The following is a 14,519-nucleotide window of genomic DNA, read 5'->3' as shown; positions in this document are numbered from 1 at the left end:
AATAATCTCTGGATACTTGAGGTCAGTGACCATCAGGCGCTGATATCGGGTATTCAGGGATAGCCGTTATGATTTTAGCCCTGCTTCTGAGATAGATGCCGCAAAACACCACTTTCTTTTATTACCCCTCCTTATATATTGTTATGATCTGGCTAAAATTATAGTGTGAAGTCACCATTGAGTTTCGTCATAACAGCTATTTCTCTGGCAGTTGAATTAAAAAGGGAGCACACAGTGAAGCAAAACGATTTCGGACAAACTATCGGAGCAGAACTATTGGATTGGCAAGCCGCACTGTTGCCGCAGCGGGAAATTTTGCCGGGCCATTTTTGCTATCTCGCTCCAGTCAATGCAGATAAACATGAGGCCTGCTTATATCAGGCGTATCACATGGTCAAAGATGCAGATGACTGGACCTATTTTTATTGTGAGCGACCGGAAAATGAAGCCAGTTTTCATCAATATTTGCAAACATTAATCAATAGTACAGATTCTCTCCACTATACGGTGGTTGATGCCCAAATGGGCCTCGCATTAGGCACTGCTGGCTTACAGCGAATTGATGAAAAAAATGGTGTTATCGAGATAGGCTCGGTTAATTGGTCACCGCGATTAAAGCGCAACTCGGCAGGGACTGAGGCGATATATTTACTCTTACATTACGTCTTTGACAAATTAGGATATCGTCGCTGTGAGTGGAAATGTGATTCATTGAATGAGCCGTCAAATGCTGCGGCATCTCGCTTTGGTTTCCAATTCGAGGGGCAATTTCGTCAGGCTATCGTGACGAAAGGGCGCAATAGAGACACCAATTGGTATTCAATCACTGACCGCGAGTGGCCATTAATTAAGCAGGCATTTAATGATTGGCTGGCTATGGAAAACTTTGATAGTCAGGGCAAGCAAAAAGCGCGTTTGCAGGATTTAAGAATCAGCCGTTAGTAATAATCAGATTAATAATATTTAATACTATCCCCTTGAATTACCTATTGATGATTAGATTTCGCCTTTACTTAAAGCTGCGATAAAAAGGGTAAGGGCGAAATAGCAGCACGAGATTAATGCAGGAAGCAAAACGGGGCTAAATAGTATAGCGCGATTTGAAAAATGATTAGAGTGAAAAATAAACAAATAAAAAATTATATATTTTTTGCATTTTGATCGCGCGAAAGTTAAGAGTGTCATTATACTGTAATCATCTGGCGGTATTTTTCACACGGTGCATAGCTTAGGCTGTTGTTTATCACTGCGGGGATCGCTAATGGTAGAGTCCATGATTGGGCTGTTAAGACAAGAGCAAAGTTTTACTCAAGCGACTCGCTGTGACGAGGGCTTCCCCTCCGACTCTCAATTTCCAGCACTACTGTCAGTCTCTACCCCTGATCTATTATCACCAACATTTTTGTTCCCGCTATTTATATCCCTTAAGACCCCCCGTTGCGATACTGTTTTCACTCCAGCTATTAGGCAGCTTGAGTGTTTATATTATACGCATTTTTCATTGGCTACTATTGGCTGCGAAGGAAGCCAAAACCTCATCCGTATGTGAAACATAATCGCGCAGGCAACTTCTGCTGCGGTAGGTGAAACAAACTGTAAGGTGCCACTATGGGAAGACAGAAAGCAGTGATCAAAGCTCGTCGTGAAGCAAAACGCGTCATTAGACGTGATTCACGTAGCCATCGTCAGCGTGAGGAAGAGAACGTGACATCGTTAGTGCAAATGGGCGGTGTTGAATCAATAGGTATGGCACGGGATAGCCGTGATACCTCCGTTATTCAGGCGCGTACGGAAGCTCAAGGTCATTACTTATCAGCCATAGACAGTAAACTGCTCATCTTCGCCACTGGTGAAGCGGGGTGTGGTAAAACCTTTATCAGCGCGGCCAAAGCCGCTGAAGCACTGATTCACAAAGAAGTTGATCGAATTATTGTAACGCGGCCTGTATTACAGGCGGATGAAGATCTGGGCTTCCTGCCCGGTGATATCTCGGAGAAATTCGCGCCTTACTTCCGCCCGGTGTATGACATTCTGTTACGCCGACTCGGCTCCTCTTTCATGCAATATTGTCTGCGTCCGGAAATTGGCAAAGTGGAAATTGCGCCATTTGCTTATATGCGAGGGCGTACCTTTGAGAATGCGGTGGTGATCCTCGATGAGGCACAAAACGTGACCGCCAGCCAAATGAAGATGTTTCTGACCCGTCTCGGTGAAAATGTCACGGTTATCGTAAATGGCGATATCACCCAATGCGACCTGCCGCGTGGTGTGAAATCAGGTCTTAGTGATGCGCTGGAGCGTTTCGCTGAGGATGAAATGATTGGCATTATCCGCTTTGACAAACAGGACTGTGTCCGCTCAGCGCTGTGCCAACACACATTGAATGCCTACTCATAACGCCAGTTTCTGAAGAGTTGACCCGATAAAAAAGGGCAAGCGCGATAAACGCTTGCCCTTTGCTTTCAATGAAAAAGCTGATAAATAGCCGCTACAGCATAATGGTCATCATGTAAGCGGCAAACAGTGCCAAATGGGCGGTGCCGTTCAAGACGTTGGTTCTGCCGGTGGAGAATGAGATCTGCGACAGAATCAGGACGCTAACCATCACCACGATATGTGGCGCTTCCAGACCAAAGGTCAACTCTTGCCCGGTCAGCACTGCTATTAGTGTCACCGCAGGAACTGTCAGTGAGATGGTCGCCAGCACTGAGCCGAAGAACAGGTTCATGGCGCGCTGCACCTGATTTGCCAGCACTGCTTTTAAAGCGCCCAAGCCTTCTGGAGAGAGGATCAGCAGGGCAATCAGGAAGCCTGTAAATTTGGCCGGTGCATTCAACTCAGTCAGCAGTGCTTCCAGTGGGTTAGCATCAAATTTGGTGACTGCAATCACCGCGACCAGATGAACCAACAACCAAAGTGTATGCCACAGGCTGCTGTGAGACGACGGCTTACCGTGCGGGTCACTGGGATCATCACCTTCGTCTTCGTGTTCATAGACAAATAGGTTCTGGTGCGTTTTGGTCTGGATCAGCAGGAAAACGCCATACATCGCCGCCGAAATGGCCGCGACAACCAGTGACTGTGCCACGGTAAAATTACCGCCGGGCAGGGTGCCGGGTAATACCAACACAATGATCGCCAGTGGAAAGATAGCCATCAGATATTGTTTGATACCCACCAAATTGACGTGCTGAGTGGCAAATTTACGCCCACCTAGCAGTAACGAGACACCCACCAATCCACCGATCACAATCATGATGATGGAGTAGAGTGTATCGCGCATCAACGCGGGGGCGGCATCGCCGGTTGCCATCATGGCCGAGATCAGGCTGACCTCAAGCACCACCACTGACAGACTGAGGATCAGAGAACCATAGGGTTCACCTAAGCGGTGTGCTAACACGTCGGCATGGCGAACCACGCTGAAAGCGCTGCTCAGAATACCCACCAGGGCAATCAGGTTGATAATGATAACGGCGGTGAAATTGCTGGTATTGCCCCAGATATTAAGAATAACCAGCGCAATAATGGGCAGAATAAGGGAGTATTCGTGATGGCGTGATTTAGATCGGCCAGGATCATTTTGCGACTTCATTTTGAGAAGGCTCCTGATAACTTTACTCTATTAAACGGGCATTACAGCCATTTAACGATAATTAAGCGCCATATTGCAGGCTAAGTAGCCTTAAGACTAACAAATAACAGGAAATTGTCGCAGAAAATTTACAAGGTTTTAACTGGGCATGGTCAAAAAAGCGCAAGAAAAAGGGGCGTCACCAGGTAATACCCCTTGATTTTTAGGGATTAATTGAGACTAATCGTCAATGTTGTCCATAACTTCGTGGCGCTTATGATGGTAGTCCTCTTCATTCAGCCCTTCACGCCAGTAAGGGATGGCATAGAGTTGTTGGCGCTCACCGCCTTTTTCACGGCGCAAATAGCGGCGTAACTGCACCACCAGACTATCTTCACCGGCAATCCAGAAGGCCGACTCTGCCATCGACAAATTCAGTGCGCAGAATTGGGTAATCACCTGCTGCGTTTTCTCGGTACCACCAATCACCCAACTGAGTTCAACAGCGGCAGGCTTGATCAGCTCCAGCACATCTTGTGGCGTATTCACACGAATAATGGCATGGCCTTTAGCATCAGCAGGCAGGGACTCCAGCAGTGCGGCAATGGCAGGGAGCGAAGAGGGATCGCCAACCAGATAGCGGTAAGTTGCCGCAGGCAGCAGAGTTTCAGGCCCACCGGGATTGGTGATGCCTAACCAGTCACCGGGCCTGGCATTGCGGGCAAAATTTACCGCCGGGCCACTGTGGTCATGGATAGCGAACTCAATATCTATCTCACATAACTCTGGGCGGATAGCCCGCACTGAGTAGGTGCGAACAATCGGGCGCACTTGTGCCGCTGGCCACACCGGGCCTTTCTCACCAAGCACCGGTAACTCCGGTTGCGTTTGACCCGCTAAAGGCAGAAATATCTTCAAATGCGCGCCACCACACTGTGGCGGATAGTTGTGCAAAGTGGGGCTAGCAAAGGTAATGCGGCGCAGATGAGGTGAGATATCCACCACTTTTTTCACCTGGACCAGGCGGGGCGGGGTTGGGCGATATTTGGGCTTTACTGCAGTAGATGTTGTGGTCACAGTTTATCCTGATTAGCGGCTGGCGGAGTATGCAGGCCATCAGCCAATATTGAGAGTAGCAATTAAAGCAATAAATCATGCCAATAATCAATAGTAATGATAACTATTATCAAAAAGAAGGATTATATTACCTTAAAAATAATAGGGCTGGGTTATAGCTGCAAGATAAAAACTTAACTTAATTACTGGGAAGAGATCCCGTGTCGTATTTAATTATTTATTTAAGTCGCGTGAACCAGATGATATATAACGGAGGTGTATTGGTTATTTCACATTTTATTATTTTTTATCATATAGTTAATGCTGGCTTGACTATTAAGTGGTTTTAATTTGATGGGTTATGATTTTAACTATAAGTTATTTTACCCCATACGTAATGGTTTTTTACACAAACACAAGGAGAGTTATCATGCCTAAGCAAAAGCTGCCTGAAGTTAATTATCTTATTGATGGTTATTTAGATGGACCTAAAGAAATAAGCCTTGGGGTATATACAATAATAGCCAACAAAAATAAGGAGGTTAAAATTCTGGTACCAGAAATTTCCAAGCTAGGAAGTGATAAAAAGAGAGTGCTGTTCTCTGATTTAAGCCACTTCTTAATTTCAAATTTTGATGATAATAACATTCCATCTACAATTATATTAGATAGTGATAAAATTACGGCTGATGGGGAAGTATTAGCCAGAAAGAGAGATGGTAAGTGGGTTAGTAACAAATCTGTGATAGAGCTTATTAAGCAACAGTGTTTCTATGATTTCTACACTAAAAACATTAACAACTCTAATGAGGGGATGAATAGTAATAACACCTATGGTATTAGATTATCACGGTATACGGACTCTTTATCAAAGCGTTATTTTAGTGATGTTATTAATAGATATATAAATATAGATCTATCCTCATATGAGGGTAGTAGTGCTGAAAATAAAAAGGTTATCCAGCAACATATAAAAATAATAAAGAATGCCATTTCTAACAGTTACACTAGGTTGGAAGAAGTGCCAGAAAGAATTGTTATAAAAAATAACCCATCAGATTCCACAATGCCATATATATATAGTAGAAGTGGAGATCTTTACCTGAGTAAAAAGCCGGATAGGAGTTATGTGTTCGAAAAAATTGATTTTTCTGCATATGAACACTCTTTAAGTGAGGAGTATCAACGGTTATCTGCCATAAAAAATCCAAATGCTAAAATTAAGAAAGAGATCGAGACGGTAAGCGAATTATATAAATTACTGTCTGAATACAATAAAAGCTCAATTGAGTTTTCAACCGGTAAGGCGAACGGGCAGCAACCTATTTCCTCGATAAATTATCTGATGCGGATTTTAGATAATATTTCATTATGGAGTAGAAGTAATAAGGTTATTATTGACTTATTAAGTGATGTTGAACGTTATAAAGAAAATATACTTCCAATGGGGAGTATTGATAGTGATTATTTTACCCATGATGCTGACACTTATCATCGGGAGTTAGGCGTGGATAGTGATCCTGTCTTAGCTGATAAATTATTTGAATTCGAGAGAAAACTGCAAATAGCAGAATCAGTTATTGATCAAGTGAGAGCTGACAAGGGGCAGAGTGAATCTTTGATTATCATTCACAAAGATGAGCTAGCTCCTTTTTTTTCAAAAAGTGATGGCTCAATAATTAAGTCTCTTGTACTTAAAGCTGCGACAGATAATGTAATAAATAAGTTATTTAAAGAGTATGTTAATACGATTAAGAAGGATCCTGCTCTCTCTCAGGGTAAAAATTGGATTACAGATATTCATAATAGTGACAAACAATTTAGTGACAGTTTAACCACTAAAATAGCTGAGCTACATCCTAAAAAAAATAAGCCTATTACTCGCTGGCCTTTACTGACAGAAAAAGTGGAAATAAATGAATATGCTAGGGTGACAAAATCAAATTATGAGTTTCAGATTATTTTTCAACTAAGCCACGATAAGTTGGTGGCAGATTCTGCCGTCAAGTTGGCAGGAAAACACCATCAGGGGGCAACTTCCGTCATTGTACAACTTGATGCTAATGGTTCGTATCGCACTTTTGGTGTGGATGCTGCTACTGGACTTTTTAATCTACTGGAGGAACATGCATTTATTGATCTGCTTAAACAGCGGGTCAATAATGGGAAAACGAAATTACGTTGGCAATTAGTCGGCCATGGTGAGGGGATAAAAAATCAGGAGTCAACAACGTTAGCCGGCCAACAACCTGATCAGTTGGCTAATAATCTGGGCCAATTTTATCGCAAATTACAGCAGCATCAGGTGGATATTAAGCCACAACAAATTAGCCTGGTGGGGTGTAAAATGACCGGGTTTGAGAATGTGCAGCAGAGTTTTGCTTATCAGTTTATGAAGGTGATGGGAAATAATGGAATTAAGTCAACACTTTCTGCGACAACCAAAGCGATAACTGTTGATCAAGAAGGGCATAAGCCTGTAGTGACTGCGAGAGAGGGTAATAGTCTTGTCACTAACAATGCAAAGGTTATCTTCAAATGGAGTGAGCAAGGGGAGATTGAACACCAATTTAAGGCCAAGAGCAAATTTGAGTATCATGAAAATATTAATAAGTTAAATTCATTAAGCGATAAGAATATTAATCAGCCAATACCAGAGTCATCGCCATCAATAAATAAAACTGTTGTTCATGAAGCATCAGCCACTAATAAGCTGGCTAAAATAGGTCCTAAAGTAGGTCGTGTGATGCAGGGTTATGGTGTTATTTCTGCTCTAAGGCAGGTTGCGGATTATAACCGACGAGTTAATAGTGGCGAGTTACCTCCCGAGCAAATTGCACAGATGGAGCAGGATTTAGCCTTAACCTTCGGCGCAATAGTCAGTGATTTCTCCATTGATGGTGCTCAATATGGGCTTAATAGCAAATTAGGGCAAGGGTTACTGAAACATAGTAAAGTTGCAGCAGGCGCGCGCGTTGGTATGCCTGTACTATCAGCGCTCAGTAGCTGTTTTGATATTTATCAGGCCTATAATGCATTTTCAAAATTAGCAGTAGAGAGTGATTCCCATTCACAGCGTGATCTCGTGGTGAGTGGCGTTTTTTCCACAGTGAATGCCTCTATTGGTATCGGTATGGGCATTGCCATGGCAATTGGTGGGAGCCTGGCCACCTATGCAGGCCCGGTGGGGATGATTGCTGCAGTAGCGATGCTAGCGGCCTCACAGATTTATTCCGCAGTGACTCAAATTGAGCGTATTCGGGATATTTTACCGGAGATGACGATAGGAGAGCGGATTGAAAATGGTCTGCGGTTATTCTTTGACATGCCAGTAACAGAGGATATAGCCAATAAAGTTAATGCTAAGAATGCTCAGAAAGTGCGGCAATATATATTAGAGCAGCAGCATCATACTTATCAGGAGTTATTAAAAAACAGTGTTGATAAAGATACGCTGTTCTATAGCCGTGGTGATATACGCCTTCATGAGATTATACATACTCGACCATCTACTTCAGATACTACTATAGATTATAGCCCTGGACTCTTAGGGATGGGGCGCCCTACTGTCAGTAGAAATAATAGTTCTTTAATAGCAACTGAATATAAAAACTATAGTCTGGATGAAATTCAAGGTGTTAATGATACCATTGTTGCCGATGAATATAGTGATGGCACTGATAACAGTGTTGTTAGAGTGGGAAACATAGAATATCCTGTCCGCCCTGACAAAGTATTAGCCCAGAATAAAGCTGCACTTTTCAGTTTGGGCAGTGGTGATGATACCGCCAGAGGCTATAAAAATAAAAGTAATGTCTTTATGGTGGAACAGGGGTATAAGGAATTTACTGGTGGAAACCAGAGTGATACTTTTATTTTTAATAATCCTGATATTGGAGAAAGAGTCAGTCAGCTGGATGGTGGCGAGGGGAGTGACACTATAATTTTGGCAGAACCAAAGAGTGACGACATAAGTAACAACGTCAATCTTACCTCAGGCGTGTATACTCAGCTCAGCACGGGGAAGGTGCAGCATATTGCCAAACTTAGCAATATCGAAAATATCATTAGTCATAAAAGTACGAATGATACTATCAACGGTAACAATCAAGATAATTATCTCAATGGCTTAGGTGGCAAGGATACTATATTTGGGTATGGTGGGAATGATTTTATTGCTTTACAAGCAGGGTTTGCTGCTGGTGGTGATGGAATTGACACTTATCATATCCTACAAAATAGCACCGAAAAAACAGTTGAAGTTATTATTGCTGAAAGCTCCGAGTCATTAACATCAAGAACAGAAACTAGTAATATTTTGCTGGATTATAGCGTCGAACAGATAACCTCATTACGGCGCACTGGTAATGGGATGTTATTTGAGTTGGAAAATAATAACGGTAGCCTGACTAAATTGGTGCTCAATGATTGTTACCAATCAGTGGAGGGGAAGCTATTACGAGTATTGGATTATAATTTCATCACTAATGATGGTTTTATTTTGACACCGCAATGGCCGGCTGAGCTACAAAAGGCCACTGAGTGGTTCCACCCGATTATGTTGGCGCAATATTCCCCACTGAGTGATCGTCGTTATAACAGGCTACTAGAGAAGTATCATCCACAAGAGATCACCGTCCGTTTCGAACTCGACGGTGAAAAAAAAGGTCACAGCGTGACACATCTGATTAAGCAACCATCAGGTGAGGATCTTATTCTGGCAGAAACAGTGCTGCCGCCAGTTATCCGACTCTCCGTTTATGATATGCCAATATTGATGGGTTATTTACCTAATTATGAGTTGTTAGGTGATGATCGCAGGAATGTTTTTCTTGCCAAACAGAACAATGGGTTATTAGCAGGAGGCGGTGGTAGTGATGATTACATCATTCAATATAATCCCGCTAATCCAATGGAGATCGTCATTGATAACTATGACAGTGAACAGGCCATCGATACACTTATTTTTGAAGGGGTAGAGGCGTATGAGTTTGTTGCCACTGCCGATGAGCAAGATGTTATTTTGACCCATAGAGAAAAACCGGCAGAGTATAATCGTGTCCGGCTGGTGAATTATCTACAGGATGAGAAATATCGTCATCTGGCATTAATGGACAGTAGTGATCCATTAATGCGTAAAGATAATACTCTAACCGGGGTGAGGATACATCAGATTGAGGTCGATACGAATGGAAAACCGACTGTTACACCGAGATTTATCCCCTTGGCCACTGACGATGTTAATCTTAATACTCATTTAGTTCAGTTATCAGAACTGATGGCGAGTATGCCGGTAACAGAGCGAATTGCAGTGAGTGATAACTACCACCAGGGGCTGAAAAATAGCGGGACTCACCTCACGATAAATACCGAATTAAGTGCTGCATAATTTTTGTATTATAAATTTGGCGAGTAGCGTTGTCTGCTCGCCAGTCAGATCCATCGGGCAGCGTGATAGCTTAATAGGGGCTGTAATGGCAGCGTGCTATATTAAAAAGTTATTTCATATAGCCAGCGGGATTATTCCACATCTGCTGGTATAAAATTGAGGGAGTTCTATTTCCACCTGCCAATATGATAAATAATACTATTTTTATTTCCTCATTCTCAATTGAGAGGATATCTATCTACTTAAGCTTTAGTTAGCACAAAAAAATATAAGAAACGTTTTTTTTGTATTTGTTTGACATCAACTTCCCCCGTAAAACTATCTCACCCCAGCCTATCGGCAACAGCAAGTTCTTTGGGGCGATTTATTAAAATGAAGTAAAAGGGGCTAAGTATGAATTTCCAACAACTGAAAATTATTCGGGAATCAGCCCGCTGCAATTACAACCTCACTGAGGTGGCTAATACTCTATTCACCTCACAGTCGGGGGTTAGTCGGCATATTCGCGAACTGGAAGAGGAGCTAGGGATTGAGATCTATATCCGCCGCGGTAAGCGCTTATTGGGGATGACTGAACCGGGCAAAGAGTTACTGACGGTGGCGGAGCGCATGTTGAATGATGCTAATCAAATTCGTCGTCTGGCCGATGTATTCAGCAATAATGATAGCGGGCAGTTACATATAGCCACGACTCATACGCAAGCGCGCTATAGCTTACCTCGGGTGATTAAAGAGTTTCGTTTGCTCTATCCGCAGGTGAAGTTGGTGATTAGTCAGGGTAATCCACAAGAGATTGCCGCTATGCTGCACTCCGGCGAAGCCGATATTGGCATTGCCACTGAGCTATTGATGAGTGATGAGTCCGTCGCGGCATTTCCTTACTACCGCTGGCACCACGCGATTGTAGTACCAGAGAATCACCCGTTAACCCAAGAAGCTAATATCACCCTGGCAACCTTGAGCAGTTTGCCATTAATTACCTATCGTCAGGGGATCACGGGCCGCTCACGTCTGGATAATGCTTTTAAAAACGCAGGTTTAACACCAGATATTGCACTTAGCGCGCAAGACTCTGACGTGATTAAAACCTATGTTGAGTTAGGTCTGGGGGTGGGGATTTTGGCGGATATGTCCTATGAGGCAGATCGTGATAAGGGGCTGGTACGACTGAATGCAGAGCACTTATTTGATGCTAATACTGTCTGGCTGGGGTTAAAACGGGGTCAGTTACAACGTAACTTTATCTGGTTCTTTATCCAGCTCTGTAATCCAACACTCTCCCTGCATGATATCAAAGAAAAAGTGCTGGCAGAGGCCAGCGAGGAGAGGGTGATTGATTACCAGATTTAGCCAATAGCCGGCGCTGACTGGCAGTGTCAACATCCAAGGTCAGTCAAGGTCATCATTGTCCGGGCTAAATTGCACCCGCACTTCAGTCCCACCCTCTTCTCGCTGACGAATATTACACTGTCCATGTAAGCTGGTGGCGCGATCCTGCATAATCATCAGGCCGTAATGATTCGGCCGCTCACTGGCTTGACCAATGCCACAGCCATTGTCGATGATGGACATCACAACTTCACCCCCCTCAGCCACCACCCTGACCTCGGCCTTGCTGGCATGGGCGTGCTTATAGATATTGTTCAGCGCTTCACGGGCGATATTGACCATATGAATAGCTTGATGGTCGGGCACCGCGTCTGACGCCAGGTTAAAATCGAGGGTAATGGGCACCTTAGCCCGTTCGCTGAACTCATTGACCAGTGTCTGGAGCGCGGCATGTAAGGTGGCAGCATTGAGCTTCAGGCGGAAGGTGGTTAGTAACTCACGTAGCTGGCGATAGGCGATATTAAGTTCATCACGCATTTGCTGTATCAATAAGTTGCTGGCGACGGGCAGATCTGTAGTCTGCATCTGCAAGCAACTCACTTGTATCTTCAGACAAGAGAGGGATTGCGCGATGGAGTCATGCAGCTCGCGCGCAATGGATGAGCGCTCCTCCATCAACAATAGTTGCTGCTGATGTCTGGCCTGGCTCTCCAGCGCTAATGTACTGGTCAGTTGCTCAACCAACATGTTAACCAACTGCTGTTGATCTGAATTGAGAGGGCTGTCCGTGGGTAACTTCGCCAGCAGTAATCCATATTGACCGAGCTTATCACTCAGGCTCCAACTCAATGATTCACGTGATGTTGCCTGGCTGACCCCGCTAAATGCGCTGCTGATGGTTAATTGTGTTGGGACAGATGATTGTGTTGGGACAGATGATTGTGTTGGGGCAGATGATTGTGTTGGGACAGATGATTGTGTTGGCACAGCTGATTGTGTTGGGCGATTTTGTGGTGGTAAATATTCACCATCCATATTATCCGAGAGGTGAGCACGGTAAAGGTGATTGCCGTACAAACAGATCTGCACATTTTCCAGCGGGGTCAGCGCTTGCAGTTGATCAATCACTGGAACCAGCCGTTCACTCAATGGTTGATGGGTATGGAGCTGACGACTGCTATGGTAAAGAAAGGCCAATACTTGGTTTTTCTGTTGTAAATCAGTGGTTTTTTGCGCAACTCGCTGCTCCAAATCACTGTAGATCAACGACAGTTCCTGCGACATGCGATTCAATGCGGTCCCCAGCATACCCATCTCGTCACGTTGATTGGCCAGGGTGTAGCGCTTGCTGAAGTCACCACGGCCAATTGCATTCGCCATTGAGATTAATTGCAGCCATGGGCGCAATAAGCGGCGGCGCAGATAGTAGATAGTGGCTAACAGCAGGCCCAGCGTCAGAATGATGAAAACCAGTTGAATCAGTGTCACCAGCAGCAGTCGCTGCTCTGTTTTATGGTCAATGGCTAATACCAGCGCATCAAGCTGGTGGACAAAATCAGCCACACTGGCAGCCACCTCGTCAGGGTGCTTGGCTTGCAGCAACTGTGGTTTTAGCTTGTTTTGCCAGTAGCGTTCGATTTGCAGATATTGATTGGTCAAACCTTCCCGTTTTAGGGCTTGCTGCAAATCACGGCTGGTTTTGTCCTGCTCCAGCGCCACCAGATAGGGTAAATCGCGATCATCCAGCGGCACCATAGAGAGCAGCCGATAACTTTGCATACGCAGTGAACCCGCTTTATTGATGGCGTGGGCATTACCCTGAATGCTTTGCGCCATCCACGACGAAATCGTCATGCCCGCTAACCCCAACATACCCAGCAGTATCATCAGTAAAGAGATCTGATTCACCAGTGGGATAAGGTAACGTTTCATTAAGTGGGATCCCTAGTCTAATTAGCCTGCAACTTTAACGGTTTTAAGAGTGAAATGTTAGCGCTAATGAGACTTCATCCCAGCCGCCGTCATCATCATACGGAACAGCATAGAAACCGCCAATAGTGCCAGTACGCTACCGCACCAGATAATTAGCATCCAACCGAGGCGCTGCCACCAGGGCGCTCTTCTCGGCTCAGTAGGTGACGAAGGTGATGGTGATTTAATCATTCAATGATAGCCCTGTTCGTGATTGATTTTCCCACGGAATACGTAGTAGCTCCAGAAGGTATAAACCAGAATAATGGGGATGATAAAGAGTGCGCCAACCAGCATAAATCCTAAGCTCTGAGCAGGGGCTGCCGCTTGCCATAAGGTAATAGCGGGCGGAATAAGATAGGGCCAGATGCTGATACCTAAGCCGCTATAGCCCAGAAACACCAGTAAGAGTGTCAACAGGAAGGGGGCGTAATGACCGCCACGTTTGACGGCGCGCAGCAAGGCCCAACTGGCCAGTAGCACTAATATGGGCACTGGCAGGAACCAAAACAGATTCGGTAAGCTGAACCAGCGCGCGGCAATTTGGGGATGTGCCAGCGGCGTCCAGAGACTAATGACAGCAATAATAAGCAGCATTACCCCGGTCAGTGGGGTGGCCAGTTTATGCATCACCTCCTGTAGATGGCCCTCGGTTTTCATAATCAGCCAGGTGCAGCCAAGTAGCGCATAGGCTGTCACTAACCCGATGCCACAAAACAGGGCAAAGGGGGTCAACCAGTCAAACGGCCCGCCGCTGTAGCTGCGGCCTGTTACCGGGAAGCCATGAATAAAGGCCCCGACCACCATGCCCTGGGTAAAGGTGGCAATCAGTGAACCGCCGATAAAAGCTTTATCCCAGATATGCTGCTTTTCAGGGCTGGCTTTAAAGCGGAATTCAAATGCTACGCCACGGAAGATCAACCCCAATAGCATCAGGGTCAGCGGGATAGCCAGGGCATCCAAAATCACCGCATAGGCTAATGGGAAAGCCCCCAATAACGCCGCCCCCCCCAGCACCAACCAGGTTTCGTTACCATCCCAAACCGGGGCTACGCTATTCATCATCAAATCCCGGTCGCGACTGTTTTTGACCAGCGGGAACAGGATGCCAATCCCTAAATCGAAACCATCCATCACCACATACATCATGGTGCTAAATACAATGATGACGAACCAAATCAGTGGAAGATCAATACCCAT

Annotated in this window: 9 protein-coding genes; 4 read left to right on the top strand and 5 right to left on the bottom strand. The window is 44.8% G+C overall.

Features of this window, described 5'->3' with window-relative positions; translation table 11 throughout:
- Positions 1 to 234: 234 nt before the first annotated feature.
- Both HRK25_RS17255 and phoH read left to right on the top strand, forming a co-directional pair.
- Positions 235 to 942: a GNAT family N-acetyltransferase gene (locus tag HRK25_RS17255; protein WP_032896850.1), complete on the top strand. Its 708-nt coding sequence runs from the start codon at positions 235 to 237 to the stop codon at positions 940 to 942.
- A gap of 666 nt (positions 943 to 1,608) precedes the next feature.
- A complete protein-coding gene (phoH, locus tag HRK25_RS17250; protein ID WP_005271909.1) occupies positions 1,609 to 2,397 on the top strand; it encodes a phosphate starvation-inducible protein PhoH in 789 nt (262 codons plus the stop codon).
- A 91-nt stretch (positions 2,398 to 2,488) separates the two neighbouring features.
- Here phoH and chaA read toward each other — a convergent pair whose 3' ends face one another.
- Together chaA and HRK25_RS17240 are read right to left on the bottom strand one after the other, a co-directional pair.
- A complete protein-coding gene (gene chaA, locus HRK25_RS17245) occupies positions 2,489 to 3,595 on the bottom strand; it encodes a sodium-potassium/proton antiporter ChaA (RefSeq protein ID WP_005271911.1) in 1,107 nt (368 codons plus the stop codon).
- Positions 3,596 to 3,814: 219 nt separating this feature from the next.
- Positions 3,815 to 4,651: a siderophore-interacting protein gene (locus HRK25_RS17240; RefSeq protein ID WP_032896855.1), complete on the bottom strand. Its 837-nt coding sequence runs from the start codon at positions 4,649 to 4,651 to the stop codon at positions 3,815 to 3,817.
- A 409-nt stretch (positions 4,652 to 5,060) separates the two neighbouring features.
- On the opposite strand from HRK25_RS17240, the gene HRK25_RS17235 reads away from it, so the two are divergent.
- Both HRK25_RS17235 and cbl read left to right on the top strand, forming a co-directional pair.
- A complete protein-coding gene (locus HRK25_RS17235; protein WP_005271916.1) occupies positions 5,061 to 10,019 on the top strand; it encodes a C80 family cysteine peptidase in 4,959 nt (1,652 codons plus the stop codon).
- A gap of 393 nt (positions 10,020 to 10,412) precedes the next feature.
- Entirely contained in the window at positions 10,413 to 11,369 is a 957-nt protein-coding gene (gene cbl, locus HRK25_RS17230; RefSeq protein WP_005271919.1) for an HTH-type transcriptional regulator Cbl, read from the top strand.
- A 39-nt stretch (positions 11,370 to 11,408) separates the two neighbouring features.
- Here cbl and narX read toward each other — a convergent pair whose 3' ends face one another.
- The 3 genes from narX to cydB form a co-directional block, all read right to left on the bottom strand.
- The gene (gene narX / locus HRK25_RS17225) at positions 11,409 to 13,280 is read right to left on the bottom strand and encodes a nitrate/nitrite two-component system sensor histidine kinase NarX (RefSeq protein ID WP_099460617.1); all 1,872 of its coding nucleotides are present in this window, start codon (positions 13,278 to 13,280) and stop codon (positions 11,409 to 11,411) included.
- Positions 13,281 to 13,343: 63 nt separating this feature from the next.
- Complete coding sequence (locus tag HRK25_RS17220; protein ID WP_005271934.1) at positions 13,344 to 13,511, bottom strand: DUF2474 domain-containing protein; 168 nt, start codon at positions 13,509 to 13,511, stop codon at positions 13,344 to 13,346.
- Positions 13,512 to 14,519: a cytochrome d ubiquinol oxidase subunit II gene (gene cydB, locus HRK25_RS17215; RefSeq protein ID WP_032896857.1), complete on the bottom strand. Its 1,008-nt coding sequence runs from the start codon at positions 14,517 to 14,519 to the stop codon at positions 13,512 to 13,514.

The sequence above is a fragment of the Yersinia bercovieri ATCC 43970 genome (assembly GCF_013282745.1).
Classification (GTDB): Bacteria; Pseudomonadota; Gammaproteobacteria; order Enterobacterales; family Enterobacteriaceae; genus Yersinia; species Yersinia bercovieri.
Note: the sequence above shows the minus strand (reverse complement) of the source record. Positions and strands in the feature narration are given on the sequence as shown.

What these genes read in the sequence shown, in the direction of transcription:
- phoH (WP_005271909.1), top strand. Translation starts at nt 1,609, where the DNA reads ATGGGAAGACAGAAAGCAGTGATCAAAGCTCGTCGTGAAGCAAAACGC.
- chaA (WP_005271911.1), bottom strand. Translation starts at nt 3,595, where the DNA reads ATGAAGTCGCAAAATGATCCTGGCCGATCTAAATCACGCCATCACGAA.
- HRK25_RS17235 (WP_005271916.1), top strand. Translation starts at nt 5,061, where the DNA reads ATGCCTAAGCAAAAGCTGCCTGAAGTTAATTATCTTATTGATGGTTAT.
- cbl (WP_005271919.1), top strand. Translation starts at nt 10,413, where the DNA reads ATGAATTTCCAACAACTGAAAATTATTCGGGAATCAGCCCGCTGCAAT.
- narX (WP_099460617.1), bottom strand. Translation starts at nt 13,280, where the DNA reads ATGAAACGTTACCTTATCCCACTGGTGAATCAGATCTCTTTACTGATG.
- HRK25_RS17220 (WP_005271934.1), bottom strand. Translation starts at nt 13,511, where the DNA reads ATGATTAAATCACCATCACCTTCGTCACCTACTGAGCCGAGAAGAGCG.
- cydB (WP_032896857.1), bottom strand. Translation starts at nt 14,519, where the DNA reads ATGGGTATTGATCTTCCACTGATTTGGTTCGTCATCATTGTATTTAGC.